Annotated in this window: 13 protein-coding genes; 8 read left to right on the top strand and 5 right to left on the bottom strand. The window is 60.0% G+C overall.

The features are described 5' to 3' along the window. The 5 genes from B071_RS0112030 to lipA form a co-directional block, all read right to left on the bottom strand. Positions 1-836, bottom strand: an 836-nt coding sequence (locus B071_RS0112030) for a HAMP domain-containing protein (protein ID WP_215730297.1), incomplete at its 3' end; no start/stop codon positions are given. 304 nt (positions 837-1,140) lie between these two features. Beyond that, complete coding sequence (locus B071_RS0112025; protein WP_157703210.1) at positions 1,141-2,427, bottom strand: helix-turn-helix domain-containing protein; 1,287 nt, start codon at positions 2,425-2,427, stop codon at positions 1,141-1,143. Positions 2,428-2,792: 365 nt separating this feature from the next. After that, the gene (locus B071_RS19760; protein ID WP_157703208.1) at positions 2,793-3,125 is read right to left on the bottom strand and encodes a hypothetical protein; all 333 of its coding nucleotides are present in this window, start codon (positions 3,123-3,125) and stop codon (positions 2,793-2,795) included. Positions 3,126-3,729: 604 nt separating this feature from the next. After that, complete coding sequence (locus B071_RS17450) at positions 3,730-5,499, bottom strand: methyl-accepting chemotaxis protein (RefSeq protein ID WP_498365810.1); 1,770 nt, start codon at positions 5,497-5,499, stop codon at positions 3,730-3,732. 287 nt (positions 5,500-5,786) lie between these two features. After that, a complete protein-coding gene (gene lipA, locus B071_RS0112005) occupies positions 5,787-6,671 on the bottom strand; it encodes a lipoyl synthase (RefSeq protein ID WP_018527325.1) in 885 nt (294 codons plus the stop codon). A gap of 175 nt (positions 6,672-6,846) precedes the next feature. On the opposite strand from lipA, the gene B071_RS0112000 reads away from it, so the two are divergent. The 8 genes from B071_RS0112000 (at position 6,847) to B071_RS17440 (ending at position 14,431) form a co-directional block, all read left to right on the top strand. After that, positions 6,847-7,410, top strand: a complete 564-nt coding sequence (locus B071_RS0112000; RefSeq protein WP_018527324.1) for a rhomboid family intramembrane serine protease — start codon at positions 6,847-6,849, stop codon at positions 7,408-7,410. Between the two features lie 14 nt (positions 7,411-7,424). After that, positions 7,425-8,498 carry a peptide chain release factor 1 gene (gene prfA / locus B071_RS0111995; protein WP_018527323.1) on the top strand — a complete coding sequence of 358 codons (1,074 nt, stop codon included), beginning with the start codon at positions 7,425-7,427 and terminating at the stop codon, positions 8,496-8,498. After that, positions 8,495-9,364: a peptide chain release factor N(5)-glutamine methyltransferase gene (prmC, locus tag B071_RS17445; RefSeq protein ID WP_083914922.1), complete on the top strand. Its 870-nt coding sequence runs from the start codon at positions 8,495-8,497 to the stop codon at positions 9,362-9,364. The genes prfA and prmC overlap by 4 nt, the downstream gene beginning before the upstream one ends. Positions 9,365-9,403: 39 nt before the next feature. Next, entirely contained in the window at positions 9,404-11,431 is a 2,028-nt protein-coding gene (locus tag B071_RS0111985) for a RelA/SpoT family protein (protein ID WP_018527321.1), read from the top strand. A gap of 139 nt (positions 11,432-11,570) precedes the next feature. Beyond that, positions 11,571-12,071 (top strand): thiol peroxidase, encoded by a 501-nt coding sequence (gene tpx, locus B071_RS0111980; protein WP_018527320.1) that lies wholly within the window; start codon positions 11,571-11,573, stop codon positions 12,069-12,071. Positions 12,072-12,163: 92 nt separating this feature from the next. Next, positions 12,164-13,174 carry a LacI family DNA-binding transcriptional regulator gene (locus B071_RS0111975; protein ID WP_026245203.1) on the top strand — a complete coding sequence of 337 codons (1,011 nt, stop codon included), beginning with the start codon at positions 12,164-12,166 and terminating at the stop codon, positions 13,172-13,174. Further along, complete coding sequence (locus tag B071_RS0111970) at positions 13,149-13,736, top strand: biotin transporter BioY (protein ID WP_018527318.1); 588 nt, start codon at positions 13,149-13,151, stop codon at positions 13,734-13,736. Before B071_RS0111975 ends, B071_RS0111970 begins: the two co-directional genes overlap by 26 nt. After that, a complete protein-coding gene (locus tag B071_RS17440) occupies positions 13,718-14,431 on the top strand; it encodes an ABC transporter ATP-binding protein (protein WP_018527317.1) in 714 nt (237 codons plus the stop codon). Before B071_RS0111970 ends, B071_RS17440 begins: the two co-directional genes overlap by 19 nt. Positions 14,432-14,917: the final 486 nt, after the last annotated feature.

Here is a 14,917-nt window from a genome sequence, read left to right as displayed (position 1 = left end):
TCGGCGTTTTGTGCGAGTTGCTCTCCCGTGGCGTTCAGAACCTGGATGCGTTCCACCACGGTTCCCACGATCCGGTTCAGCCCCTCCACGGCCGAGGAGATATCCCGACCCATCTCGCCGATCTCGTCGTGGCCCCGGACGGTCACGCGGGCCGTGAGGTCCCCCGTGGCGAGTTTCCTGGCGATATCCCGGGTGAGGCGCACCCGGTTGACCACGTGGCGCGAGAGGCCGATCGCCAGGACCAGGGCCAGGATGAGGCTCACCGCCGTGGCCCCCAGGAGGAGCTGCATCCCCCGGGCGGCGTTGGCGTTCATCACCGCCACCGTCTCAAGAACCTCCCGGTCGATCACGGTCTGGGCCCGCTCGGCGGCGCTCTCGTACTGCTGCTGATTGCGGATGAAGCCCTGTCGGAGGGTTACGTTATCCCGGCCTGCCGTTTCAAAGAAATGAACCCGATTCTCCACCATCGTTCGCATGGACAGGGAGTAGGTCTGGAGCTGACGCAGGGCGAACTCGGCGTCCTCCGACGAGGCGGGAAGAAACTCCTGTCCCTCCACAACTCCTCCCTCGATAACCGCCTCCAGATAGTCGTTGGCAAGGGCAGAGAGAGCCCGAACCCGTTCGAGGGATTGGGAATTCTCAAAACCGGCGATCACGTTCTCGAGCAGGAGCTGGGCCTGAATGACAGCCAGACGGGATTGCATGATGGCGTAGAGATGGGGGGTAGCCTGATCGGTAATCTGTCGGGCATCCTGGTGAAGCCGGGCGATCCGCAGGGCTCCCGTGCCACCCGCTCCCAGGATGATCAGGGAGAGCGAACCAAAGGCGAGGAGCATCTTGGCCCGCAACCGGAGGTGAAATGTCGGGAACGATCTTGCCTCTCTTCTTTCCGATCTCCTCTTTTTTCCCGATCTTTTGATTCCTGGCGAGTTTTTTTCACCGTCTTGTCTGCGTGCTTTTCTTCCCATAAGATAATTATAACCTCAAAGATACTCTATAACGCTCTGAATTTTCCGATTCGTTCAGAAATTTCCGGCTCAGCATGATGACTCAATCTGTAAAATGAGGATCGAAGCCCAGAAGACCACGTAAGCACCCCCACAATCGTCCTAAATCGTCGGGGAGGCCCCCTCCGGGGGGCTACAGAGCCACCAGAGGCGAGTCCTCGGGGAGTTCCTGCTTCTCGTAGCGCCTGCGGTACTCCGAGGGGGTCATGGCACAATAGCGTTTGAAGAGGGCGTTAAAGCTCGATTTCGAGCGAAACCCCGAGGCGAAGGCCACGTCAATCAGATTTATCCGCTCTGCCGATCGATCGCGGAGAAGCTTCTGGGCCCGCTCAAGACGATAGGAGTTGATGAACTCCGAGAAGTTCTGTTGCAGGACCTGGTTCAGGGCCTGGGAGAGGGCGTGGCGACTCAGACCGAGCTCCCGGGCAAGCGAATCCAGGGTAAGATCTGCGTCGAGATATCGCTCCCGAGTCTCCACGTGGTGACGCGTTCGAGCCAGAATTCTCACCGCCTCGACAAGACTCAGGGAAGAACGAGTGTAGCGGCTCATGTTCCGATCATCCGGGCCCGGGGACTCCTGCGTTTCAACTGGTTTTCCGGTCATGCCCCCGGGTATTCCCCTGACGGATAACATATCCCTGCACCGGGAAGATCGGGGAAGGAGCTCGTCAATACCGATATCGAGTCCCTTGTATCCCGTATAATGAAGGAGCAGGAACATGTAGACGGCGGTGATGCGGTGAAACGGAAACTGCTCTGAGGGTGCGGTAACGATCAGTATCTGCCGGGGCAGGTGAAAAAAGGCGTAGCCCAGGGTTAGCGCCAGAAAAACCGCCGTCGTTACCCGAGCCGCCGTAACAACCGTGATAATCCAGGCTTGACGCCGTTCCTCAAGAAAGGGGTTGCCAATTCTCTTGATGGACGCTTCGAATAACTCCGTGTTCATCCGCCCCACATAACAAAAGAAATGCGCTACCTGCGCCAGCACGGGCCCGGCAGAGAAGACGTAGCCCAATCCCCCGTCTTCTCTGCCGGGGATGAGATCGGGGAGAAAGGAGAGAATCAGGGGTGTCAAAACGACAAAGTGTAGCAGAAAGGGCACGCTGTGTGGCAGGAGAGTTCGCCAGCCCCGCAGCCGTTCCGGGGTCAGCACGGACCGAACATAGAACAACAGGGCCGGCCCGTAGATCCAGCGGACCGAGAGCCAGGTCATGAAAAGGAGAGGCTTCTCCGACGGGTTATATAACTCCCGGTACAAGAGCCGGGCCAGGGCGATCCCGAAACAGAGGAAAATCACCGATAACCACGTTCCTGCATGACGATATTCCCGGGCAAACGGTCGGGCCTTCCAGGCGAGCAGGGCAAAGAGAAAACTATTTACTACGCCGATGGTCGCAACAAGGAATACAAACGATGACACACCTCCACCCCTCTGTGAGCCTGTCACAGCCTTTCGCACTGGCCCGGTTCACCCGGCACCGAAGCCTCAAGGCTTTGCAGGAGAAATTATTTGCATTGCATTTACCGGGTTTACATCCGCCTGACACCACGCATCAGACTGTTCGGAGCTCCTGGACGAGCCCCGGTAGGATACACTGGTGTTTCGCAAAACACAACATTTTTTTCGTAATATGGAAGACAATTTTTCTGAAAAACCGTCCTGGCCTTCCATCGCGTCGATCTGTCCCGCGCCACCGCGTGAATACAGGTACCCCGGAAGCAGGAATGGCTACCCCAGTCTCAAGATACTCCCACCCTTCCCGGATCGCACCGCACCCAAGGTGGTCAGAATCGGAACTCCTCAAACCCGAAATAGCGGTTCTCCACGAGCAGATCGTTCAGCTGTCGTCGTTGCGTATCTCCGAGTTCTTCCCGTCGTGAGTGTATCTTCTGGAGGTCGCCCCTGATTTGGTCGAGCCTTCCCAGCAGGTCTCCCAAGCTCCCGGTCTGATTTATCCGATGCGCATGATGAAATCCGCTGTTCACATTACCTATTAGCCTGTTCATGCTCGGCCGGCCCGCAAGGCATCCAGCAAGGCCTCCCGCGAGAACCAGAACACAACAGAGGCGGACGCTGACAGCGGCAATCCGTCTAGGGACACTCTTCAGTTTTTTCAACTTCTCCTCCTGATTTTTTTTACCTTCCCCGCCTCTTCCGCGCTATCCTGCGGCAGCATTCTCAATTTTCGAACTACCGGGCTGCCAGAGCAACCATCCTCGGGCGCTCTCNTCGTCCTTGCTGTGGAGACGGGCGTGAGTATCGGTGCATACCGTGGCCAGCATTGCCAGGAGGAGATCATGACTCGAATCATCGGGATCGGTCAGAAAGGCTATACGAAGAGGCCCNGCGATCCGGGCGATATCGCTGTGTTGCTCCTTATAACGGTATACGGCCCGGTAGTTCTCAAACAGGGGAGAAGTGTTTCGGGCCCTGCGGAGGTCCACCAGGATCCGGTGCGAACCGAACCTCTCTACCCCCTGTANCACATGCTCACCGAGCAACAGCCCTGTCTTGTGCGTAATGATACCCTTCACCAGGATCGTCAGNATCCCACTCTGCTCCTGATACGCAAAATCNACCTCAATCATACCCGACATCTCCTCCAGCACGTTGGAACAGCGCAACCCCGCAGATTTTTACCATCGGCCCGGCTCACGCNGAAGTCCCTTTCCGATCAACCCGATTCTCCACCATCGCTACAGTCCGGACATCATTTCCGTTTTATATATTCTGGCGAAGCTTGAAAAAGGAGACCGATNCGCGCAGNCTCCGAGCCTGTTCCAGAAGCGCATCGGCCGTTGCCGCCAGGCCATCCACCTGAGCAGACTGCTCTTCGGCCGTGGCGGCCATCTCTTCCGAGGAAGATGCCGTCTGCTGAATCACCTGATCGAGCTCTCCCACGGCAGCGTTAACCTGACGGGCCCCGGAGGTCATTTCCCGGCTCGAGGCTGCGATCTCCCGAACCAGCTCGGCGGTTCGCCGGATATCGGGAACCATCTCCTCCAGTTTCAGACCCGCCCCCTCGGCGATTTCCATCGATCGGTTGCTCAAACCGCTGATCTCCCTGGCCGCCGAGGCGGAGTTCTCGGCAAGCTTTCGTACCTGGACCGCGACGACGGCAAAGCCCTTGCCGTGTTCTCCTGCCCGGGCCGCCTCGATCGCTGCNTTCAGCGAGAGCATATTCGTCTCCCGGGCAATATCCTCGATAACGGTGATTCGGGAGGCGATCTCTCTCATGGCTTCCACCGTCTCCCGAACGGCCAGGCCACTCTCCTCGGCCCGTTCAGCCGAGGCCAGCGCCATTTTCTCGGTGGTGGTGGCNTTATCGCTACTCTGCTGAANACTGGCGGCCATTTCTTCCATCGAGGCCGAGACTTCCTCTACCGACGCTGCCTGCTGGGTGGATCCCTGGGAAAGCCCCTGGGCCATCCCGGAAATCAGGGCCGACCCCCTGGCCATTTCCCTGCCTGCGTTATTCACGTTCTGGCTGGTATCGGTCAGGTGCGTGGCACCACGAGTTATGCTCCCGATCACGGACTCGATGTTATCCTGGATCTTCTCGAAGGCCCGCGCCAGGGATCCCAGCTCATCGCGACGCCTCAGGAAAGACTGCTCGTACTCACTGGTCAAATCANGGGTCAGATCTCCGGCAGCGTATTCCTCGGCCTGCTCTGCACACTCCCGGAGGATTCCCACAAAGCGCCGGGTGTATACCATAATCACCACCAGGATTCCCAGGGCGGCACAGGCTATGGAGAACACCACAATCCTCACCAGCCGAACCACGGGGGCATTTAAATCGGTATGGGGCAGAAGATACGCCACAGACCAATTGGGTGACCCCGGGACCGGACGATAGACCGCCCGGAAACGCCGCCCGTCCGGGATGGTGTGGTCGCCGTGGCCACTTCGTCCGGCCAGCATATCCTCTGCTATACTTTCCAGACCGGTGTACCCCGAAGCGTTGGCAACATTAAGGTTCATCCGTATCTCGGGCCGCGTATCGCCGATCACCAGCCCCGTGCCGTCGACCACCGAGCCCATTCCTTCGAGGCCAAACCGCATCTCGCCGGCCAGTTCGCTCAACCCCGCCAGCGTTACCGAGGCTGCCACGATTCCCACAGGGTCGCCGGAATCGTCCCGCACCTCGTGCGCCACCGCAGCAACCGCATTTCCCGTGGCAACACTTATCACCCCATTGGAAATCGCCCAGGACTGCCCTTCCTGGTAGATCGCCTGCACGTAGTCGCGGTGCATGAGGTTCCCCGTCAGGCCATCGCTGGTGATGAAATTACCCTGGAGATCGATAAAATAGATATTCTCGTGGTCCCGGTGTATGCGGTTATGGCGACTCTGCAGATCCCGGGAGATTTCATCGAAATTCCCGCCGCTGATGATCACCCTCTCGCTCATGGTCCGGACGATATCGAGATGCCCGGCGAGCCATCGGCCCACCTCGGCGGTGCGGGCCTCCACGATCTGATCGGCCATCTCGCTCACCGTCGCCCGCTGAACCCGANCCACCTGCCAGACCATGAAGGCCGATACCAGAAGAAGCAGGCCGATCGATACCCCACCGAAAAGCNCCAGNAAGAGCCCCTGAAGCGATCTGAATCCACTGGTCCCCCGCCGACCCTCGTGCATTGNCATTCTCTCTGCCTCCCCGAACNTTTTTTCGGGATACTTTGACAGAGAAGGCCGGTTCTGTAGTCCTGATTCATCGGCCAGGACCGGGCCCGGGGAAGAACGCCCCTCCCGGGGATTCGGAAATTCCTGGATCAGGTCTTGGCGTTTCTCAGATATTCCAGATAGCCTGCCCCGGCGTGATAGGAGGAACGAACCAGGGGTCCCGCATCGCAGAAGCTGAACCCCTTTTCCAGAGCCCGTTCTCGCAGGCGGGCAAACTCCCCGGGAGTCCAGTAACGCTGGACCGGTAGATGCCGACGCGTGGGCTGGAGATACTGCCCCAGGTTCAGAATTGTCACGCCCTGGTCCAGCAGATCATCCATGGCGACCAGAACCTCGTCTTCGGTCTCTCCCAGCCCCAGCATAAGGCTCGACTTCAGGGCCTGGCCGGGTGCTATATCCCGGGCAGCGGCCAGGAGCCCCAGCGAGCGGTCATAGTCGCTGCGGGAGCGAACCTGCCTCGAGAGACGCCGCACCGTCTCCAGGTTATGCCCCATCACTTCGGGTTCTGATTCCAGGACCAGCCCCAGCGCCTCGCGGTCTCCCTGGAAATCTCCCGTGAGAAGCTCCACGGCGCATCCGGGGGCAGCCCCGCGAATCGCCCGCACCGTCTCGGCCACCACCGAGGCTCCCCCGTCGGCCAGATCATCACGATTGACCATGGTTATAACCGCGTGGACCAACCCCATCTTTGCCACCGACTCGGCGACTCGTTGGGGTTCCCCCCAGTCCGGCGCGAGGGGAACACCCGTTTTCACCGCACAGAACCGGCAGCGACGAGTGCAAATCTCACCCAGAACCATGAAGGTTGCCGTTTTGTGTTTTCCCCAGCACTCGTGAATATTGGGGCATCGGGCTTCCTCACACACCGTGGTAAGCCGCTCCTCCCGCATTAACCGCTTGAGATAGCGGAAGTTTTCTGTCGTATTCAGCTGGATTTTAAGCCAGTCCGGTTTTCGCTCAAAGGAATCGTTCATATCCGAAGGATACTCATTTCTTGCTCCCCGTGGGAAGAAATAAAACCCGCCACGAACCGGGCAGAGCCGATCGTGTTGCTCATCAAGATCGCAGGTCATCAAGATCACAGATCATCAAGATTGCGGCTCATCAAGAGTATTGACAGTCCTGTAACACGAAAACTACTGTACCGTCATGAAAATACGATACAACGCGCCGGTAACGCTCTCCTTTGCCCTCTGCGCTTCGCTTGTTCTCCTGCTTAACCAGACGGTCTTTCCCGGCCTGACCCAATCCTTTTTTCTGGTACGGGCCCGGATGGACCCGGGAAGCGTCCTGGATTACCTGCGCCTCTTCACCCACGTCATCGGTCACACCAACTGGGGGCACCTCATGGGTAATTTCTCCTTCATCCTCCTCCTCGGGCCGATCCTGGAAGAAAAGTACGGCTCCACCAGTCTCTTCATCATGATGACCATCACCGCCGTTGTCACGGGGCTGCTGAATGTTCTCTTTCTTCCCACAGCGCTGCTTGGGGCGAGCGGCATCGTCTTCATGATGATTCTCCTGATCTCCTTCACCAACATTCGGCAGGGAGAGATCCCCCTGACCTTCATCCTGATCGTGGTGCTCTTCCTCACGCAGGAGATCGCCAATTCACTCCGGCAGGATACGGTTTCGCAGTTTGCCCATATCGCGGGGGGCGTTATCGGAAGCCTCTTCGGCTTTCTCCAGTCCCACCGCCGGCGAGGCCGGTAAGAACAGGAGACATCGTGGACAGCCATCTTATAGATCGAATCAACCAGCTTCAGGCCCGCCTCCGCGAGGTAGAACTCCTCGTGGCCGACCCCGATCTCCACCGCGATCAAAAGCGGGCTGTCGAGATTATGAGGGAACACGCCCGCCTCTCGGGAATCAGCGAGGCCTGGGACCGTCTCCAGGAGGCCTCCCGGGAGATAGCCGAGAACGAACTCCTGGTCCAGGAGGAACAGGATCAGGAGATGAAGAATCTCGCCGAAGAAGAGCTGATATCCCTTCGAAAACAGGCCGAAAATACCGAACGGGAACTCAAGGTTCTCCTGCTTCCACCCGATCCGCTGGACGAAAAAAACACGATCCTCGAGATTCGTGCAGGCACGGGCGGTGACGAGGCATCGCTCTTCGCTTCGGACCTCTACCGTATGTACGCTCGCTACGCCGAGGACCGGGGATGGAAGATCGAGATCCTCGAGACGAACGCCACCGAGGTGGGGGGCTTCAAGGAGATTATCTTCTCCGTGGCGGGTTCCCAAGTCTACAGCCACCTGAAATACGAGAGCGGAGTCCACCGGGTTCAGCGGATTCCCTCCACCGAGTCGGGTGGGCGCATTCATACCTCGGCCGTTACCGTGGCAGTACTCCCCGAGGCCGAAGAGACGGACATTCAGATACGCCAGGAGGATCTGAAGATCGACGTCTACCGCTCATCCGGCCCGGGAGGACAGAGCGTGAACACCACCGATTCGGCTGTGCGCATCACCCATATCCCTACCGGTCTGGTAGTAATCTGTCAGGACGAAAAGAGCCAGCTTAAGAACAAGGCCAAGGCTCTGCGCGTCCTCAAGGCCCGCCTCTTCGAACAGGAAGAGGCAAAACGCCGCGACGAGATGGCCCAGAACCGACGAAGCCAGATCGGAAGCGGTGACCGAAGCGAACGGATCCGCACCTACAACTTTCCCCAGAACAGGTTAAGCGATCACAGAATTAATCTCACCTTGTATAAACTTGATCACATTATCGAGGGAGACCTCTCGGAGGTGGTGGAAGCGCTGCGGCTGCACACCATGGAAGAGGAGCTCTCGTCCTGACACTTCGGGACCTCGTCGCAGAGAGCGTGAAGAAACTCCAGGGCACGAGCGAGTCCCCCTGGCTCGACGCGCTCCTTCTGCTGGAACACGCCACGGGGCAGAGCCGGGCAGCGCTGCTGGCGGAGCTGGGCCAGCCCCTGGAGGCGGTCATCGCCCCACCGCAGATCGATATATTCAGAAATTTGGCAGAAGCCCGTTCCTCCGGTACGCCTATAGCGTATATTATCGGAAGGAAAGAGTTCCGGGGGATGTCCTTTTCCGTGGGCCCCGGGGTGCTCGTTCCCCGTCCCGAGACGGAGCTTCTTGTGGACGAGACGCTGAAGGCGATCATGGAGAGGTCCGGGCCCGTCCGGTACCACGATTGCTGTACCGGTTCAGGCTGCGTGGCCATCGCGGTGACGGCAGAATGTGCCGCCCGGGGCCTCAGGCTGGTCCCCAGCTTCTCCGATATTGAAAGCGACGCCCTGGAGTGGGCTCGCCGGAACGCCCGGGATATTCTGGGAGATGCCGGGGCGATCAGCTCCTGGATCGGTTCCTGGCTCGAGGGTCTGGCCCCGCCGGTGGATATCGTCACGGCAAACCCGCCCTATCTGACCNGGGAGGAGACCGAAGCTGTTCTCTCCCGGGGCTGGGGAGAACCCTCCCGGGCGCTGGAAGCAGGGGAAGACGGCCTTCGGGCGTACCGCGAGCTGATCCCCCAGGCAGCAGAAAAGATCTCCCCCCGAGGGGAGCTTCTTCTGGAATGCGGCTCGGGCCAGGGCGAGGCGATCCGCGAAATATGCGAGGGCTGCGGCTTTGCCGACGTAGTGATTACAGCAGATTATGCCGGCCACGATCGGGTCATCCGGGCCCGGCGGNAAGCCTAGACGAACGAGGCCCAGAGGAAGCGGGGAAGAAGCGAGACGATGATCACCACGATTGAGGAACTGCAGACGATTACATCCTCCTACCGNGCCCCGGAACAGGAGCGAATCCTGGAAGCAGCACAGCTCGCTGCAAANCTCCACGAGGGCCAATTGCGGGATTCGGGAGAGCCCTACTTCGTGCACCCTCTTCAGGTGGCAGAGATCCTCATCTTCCTGAACATGGACGCCGCCACCATCGTGGCAGCGCTACTCCACGACGTTCTGGAAGATACCCACATGACCCGCAACGAGCTCAGACGGATCTTTGGGCGCGAGGTGGAGAGCCTTGTTCAGGGCGTCACCAAAATTGCCATGGTGAACGCCCAGAACCGGAACGTCCAGGCATCGGAGACGATCCGCAAGATGCTCCTGGCCATGGTCAAGGATGTGCGGGTAATCCTCATCAAACTGGCCGACAAGCTCCACAATATGCGAACCCTGGGGTATAAACAGGGTCCCCGTCAGCGGGAGATCGCCCAGGAAACGCTGGACATCTACGCCCCTCTCTCGGAACGGCTGGGGATCAGCTGGATGAAAGACGAGCTCGAAGATCTCTCGCTGAAGCACCTTCATCCCGAAATCTATCAGTCGATCAAGACCTGGGTCTCGGACAAGCGGAACAACCGGACGGCTTACCTGGAGCGGGTGAAAACGGCCGTCCTGAAGGCGGCCCGGGAAGAAAACCTGACCATCACCGTGGAGACCCGGGCAAAGCACTTTTACAGCATCTACCAGAAGATGAAACGCTTCGGGAAGGACATCGACGAGATCTACGACCTCCTGGGCATCCGGATACTCTGCGATAACACCACCCATTGCTACCAGATTTTGGGGATGGTCCACCGGCTCTGGCCACCCATCGCCCGACGGTTCAAGGACTACATCGCCATGCCCAAGGCCAACCAGTATCAGAGCCTTCACACGGCCGTTCTGGGATTCCAGGGACGGGTCATCGAGTTCCAGATCCGTACCCACGAGATGCACCGCACCGCTGAGTACGGGATCGCCGCTCACTGGGTCTATAAGGAAGGGTCCGGGCGAAACCAGAATCGCCCCGTGGAGCTGGAGATCATGAATCGCGTAAAAAATCTGCGCGACTCCCGGATCACCTCGAACGAGTTTCTGGAGGAGATCAAGCGCGAGATTCTCCGTGATTCGATCTACGTCTTTACCCCCAAGGGCGATGCGATCCAGCTCCCCAAGGGATCAACAGCGATCGATTTTGCCTACCATATNCACACCGAGGTGGGACACCACGTGTCGGGAGCCAAGGCTGATGGCTCGATCATTCCCCTGAGGCAACCACTACAGAACACTCAGGTGATCGAGATCATCACAAATCCCCATGCCCACCCGCACCTGAACTGGCTTCGCTACGCCCGGACCTCCCGGGCCCGCAGCAAGATACGGGCCTGGCTCAACAAGCACGACGAGCANCTGATCATCAACCAGAGCATCGTGGCCCGCAAGGTTTCCCATCCTCAGGAGGGGGCCTCCCAGGGACAGAAGGGAAAACAGGAGCGGCCCCGGGGAGAACAGAGAAAACTTTCGCCCGAGACATCGCAAATTCTCGACCAGCACAAGGTAGAGATCAGGGTGGGGAAAGAGAAAAACCTGCTCATCCATTTTGCCCAGTGTTGCGCCCCCCGAACCGGCGACGATATCGTGGGGTATGTCTCCCGGGGTCGGGGAATCATTATTCACAAGCGAAGCTGCCGGAGTCTCCAGAGCATTCCCGACGTGGACGAGCGGCTTATCGAGGTTGAATGGGAGACGGTATCTCCCAAGGTGACCCACCAGTTTCGGGTGATCGCCCGGAAGACCAATGACCTCTTCAGCGAAATCGAAGGGGCAGTGCGCAAGGTTCACGGCCATCTTATCCAGGGGAAGATAGACGAGGAACCCTCGGGGAATCTGGAGGCGATTTTCACCCTGGAGGTTGAACGCCGCCAGGACCTNAAGAAGGTTATCAAGTGTATTCGCGCCATTCCCGCCGTGATGAGCCTCAAGGATCTGTCCGGGGATTAGCCCCCCGCGAGGCAGGGGCCCACCGGGCGCAGCTTCAACCGATGGTCACCGCAGGCCATCGATGCACCCGCCCCCACATCCATATCCGCACCCGCAGAAATCTCTTGCCCGGCCTGCCTCCAGGGCCTATCTTTTCACCATGGCAACGATCACATTCAAGGGAACACCCACAAGAACCTCGGGAACCCTGCCCGCCCCGGGCACGGAAGCTCCGGATTTCCGTCTCACCGACGAGAAGCTCCAGGACAAGGGCCTGGGCGATTTCGCCGGGAAAAAGAAAATACTGAACATCGTCCCCAGCCTGGATACCGGCGTCTGCGCGGCCAGCGCGAGGAAGTTCGACAAGGAGATGGCAAAGCGGCCCCAGGCGGTCTGCCTCACCATCAGCAGGGACCTGCCCTTCGCGGCAACCCGATTCTGCAAAACCGAGGGGGTCTCGAACGTGGTGACCCTGAGTGACCTTCGCGATAGATCCTTCGGCAGGGATTACGGTTGTGAGATTCTGGAGGGCCCCTTCGCCGGGCTTCTCAGCAGAGCCCTGGTGGTGCTGGACGAGGAGAACCGGGTCATCCACTGCGAACAGGTCCCTGAGATATCCCAGGAGCCGGACTACGCCCGAGCCCTGCGGGCTCTCGGGTAGAACCTCTGGTGGCGCCCCTTTCCCGNGCGCCGCACCAGGGCCCTGGCCGAACGCATTGACACCGCCCCCCTCGATGGCTACCATCCAGCCTCGTGGGGGCAACAATAAAGGATGTAGCTCGTCAGGCCGGGGTAAGCACAGCCACGGTCTCGCGGGTTGTCAACAACGATCACCGCATTTCTCCTGCAACGCGGCAACGCGTGCTTGATGCGGTGTCGCTCCTGAATTACAAGGTGAACACCGTAGCCAGGAGCCTCAAGTCCAAGCGGACCCTCTCGGTGGGGCTGATCGCGCCGGAGATAGACAACGTCTTTTTCATGCGCGTCGCCCGGGGCGTGGAGGATCGTCTGGGTGAAGAAGGCTACTCCATGATAGTGGTGAACGCCCGGGAGAGCGAGTTACGCGAGGAAGCGGCCCTGGAGCTGCTTCTCGAGAAACAGGTGGACGGGATCATCGCCATTCCCAGCGGCAGCAGGGGGGACCATCTGGCCCTGGCTCTGCAGGCCCGGGTACCCCTGGTTCTGGTGGACCGACTCGTAGAGAACTTCACCACCGACGCCGTCCTGGTGGACAACAGGGAGGCCACCTACCGGGCCATCACCCGCTTGGCCACCGGTGGGCATCGCTCCTTCGGCTTTATCGGGGGGCAACCCCACATCTTCACAGCCCGGGAGCGATACCAGGGGTTCATCCAGGCCCTTCGCGACCAGGGGATACCTCCCCGGGAAGAACATCTTCTCTTTGGTGACTTTCACATAGAGAGCGGGTATCACCTCATGAAGAATCTCATGGAGCAACCCGACCCGCCGCGCACGGTGATGATCGCCAATTACTTCATGCACATCGGGGTGATCCGCTACATCAGCTTTCAGCGCGGTCAGATCCCCCCGGATCTGTACCTTGCCGCCTTCGATAACATGGAGTTCTCTGCTGTATCCAGTGTGCCCAGCCTCTCGATCGCCCAGCCCATCGACCAGATCGGCCGCCACGCAGCAGAACGGGTATTACAACGGATTCAGGGCGACAACGAGAACTGGCCCTGCATCGAACGCCTTCCGACAAAGGAGATCACCTACAATGACCAGCACCACCACCAACCCTGATATTTCCTACGCCCTGCGGACCCAGGTAGGAGCTGTCTGCATCGCCCTGATAACGGCCGGGGCGTTTGTCTCGGTTCCTCTTCCGGGGTCGCCCGTGCCGATCGTGCTTCAGAACATGTTTGTCATCATCACCGGACTGGTAATGACACCTCTCTGGGCCCTGGTGGCCACGGGAACGTATCTGCTCCTGGGGGCACTGGGACTGCCCGTTTTTGCGGGAGCCACCGGCGGGTTCGCCCATTTTGCCGGTCCCACGGGAGGGTTTCTCCTCTCCTACCTTCCGGCGGCGGCGATCACCTCCTGGATGATCCGGGTTGGCCGGGGAACAGGGGCCTCCCCCCACGATGCATCGATGGCACGAAAGATCCTTGCTCTTCTGGCGGGCTTTTCCCTGGTCCATCTGATCGGCCTGCCCTGGCTCGCCATGATTCTCGAAATGCCCCTTTCCCGCGCTTTCTGGATCGGTACGGCTCCCTTTATACCGGGGGACCTCCTCAAGGCCGGTGCGGTGATCGTCCTGCTACGCTCCCTGCCCTCCTCCCTATGGCGATCCTGGANCTGAAGGCGGTCTCGGTCTCCCTGGGAGATCCTCCCAGGGAGATCCTCCGCGATATCACCCTGACAATTCATCCCGGAACGATCACGCTCCTTCTGGGGACAAACGGGTGCGGCAAGTCGGTGCTCTTTCGCACCATGCTGGGGCTCACCGGGAGGTACCGGGGAGAAATTCTCCTCAAGGGACGGCCTCTGGGAAACGATGCCTCGTCCCTCCACCGCCTGTCGGGGGTGGTCTTCCAGAACCCCGAGCAACAGCTCTTCGGCGCGACCCTCCGGGAAGACCTGCTCATCGGCTTGCCCCGGGAGACCTCTCTGGACGAGGGCATCCTCTCTGCCCTGGGGCTGACGGACCTGCTGGATCGGGCCCCGGCAGAATTGAGCGGGGGACAGCGCCGACGGCTGGCAATCGCCGGGGCGCTCATGGGCCGGCCCGAGCTCCTGTTCCTGGACGAACCCTTTATCGAGCTGGATTATCCCTCCATCCAGAACCTTCTGGACCGACTTCAGCTACTCCGGAGCGAAGGGGGAGCGGTTATCCTGGCATCTCACGAGTCCCAGGATATCTGGCCCCTGGTGGATCAACTGGTGATTCTTTCGGAGGGCCGCGTGCTCTATCAGGGTGATCCTTCGGGAGGGGTCGACTTGATTACCCCGGCTCAGGGGTTGCGACCCCTGGCCGGAGAGAGGGTTTTCTCGTGATGCGCCCCGCCCGTGCTCCCCGCCCCGCCTCGTCCCGCCGGACCGCAGGAGCGGCTCCGCTGCNATCAGACGCCTTCTGCGCTACCCTTCTCCTGGGAGCGATCCTTCTCCAGGCGATCCTTCTGGCCGTGACCGCACCGCTGCTGGCCCTGGCTGCGGGAGCAGCAACTCTTTTTCTGGCTGTCTGGCCAGGCGGGTGCAGACCGGGCTACCTCTGGCGCTCCCTGCGAGGNCTCCTGGTCATGCTTGGAGCGGTCCTGGTGGCACGCCTGATCTCATCCCCTTCCCTGGAGACCTTNCTGGCCTGGACAAGTTACGCCGCGCGCCTCACCGCAGCGGTGACGGTGGCCCTCACCCTCGTGAATCTCTGCGGCCCCTCGGGGGTCCTGCGGGGACTGACCCGCCTGACNGCCCCCCTTCCACGCTGCTGTACCCGGCCTGTCCTCGACATGACCGCTTCGGCGGTCTTCCTCATGCCGGCCCTTC

Origin of the sequence: Alkalispirochaeta alkalica DSM 8900 (assembly GCF_000373545.1) — a bacterium.
GTDB lineage: Bacteria > Spirochaetota > Spirochaetia > DSM-27196 > Alkalispirochaetaceae > Alkalispirochaeta > Alkalispirochaeta alkalica.
This window is presented reverse-complemented; position numbering and strand designations above follow the sequence as displayed.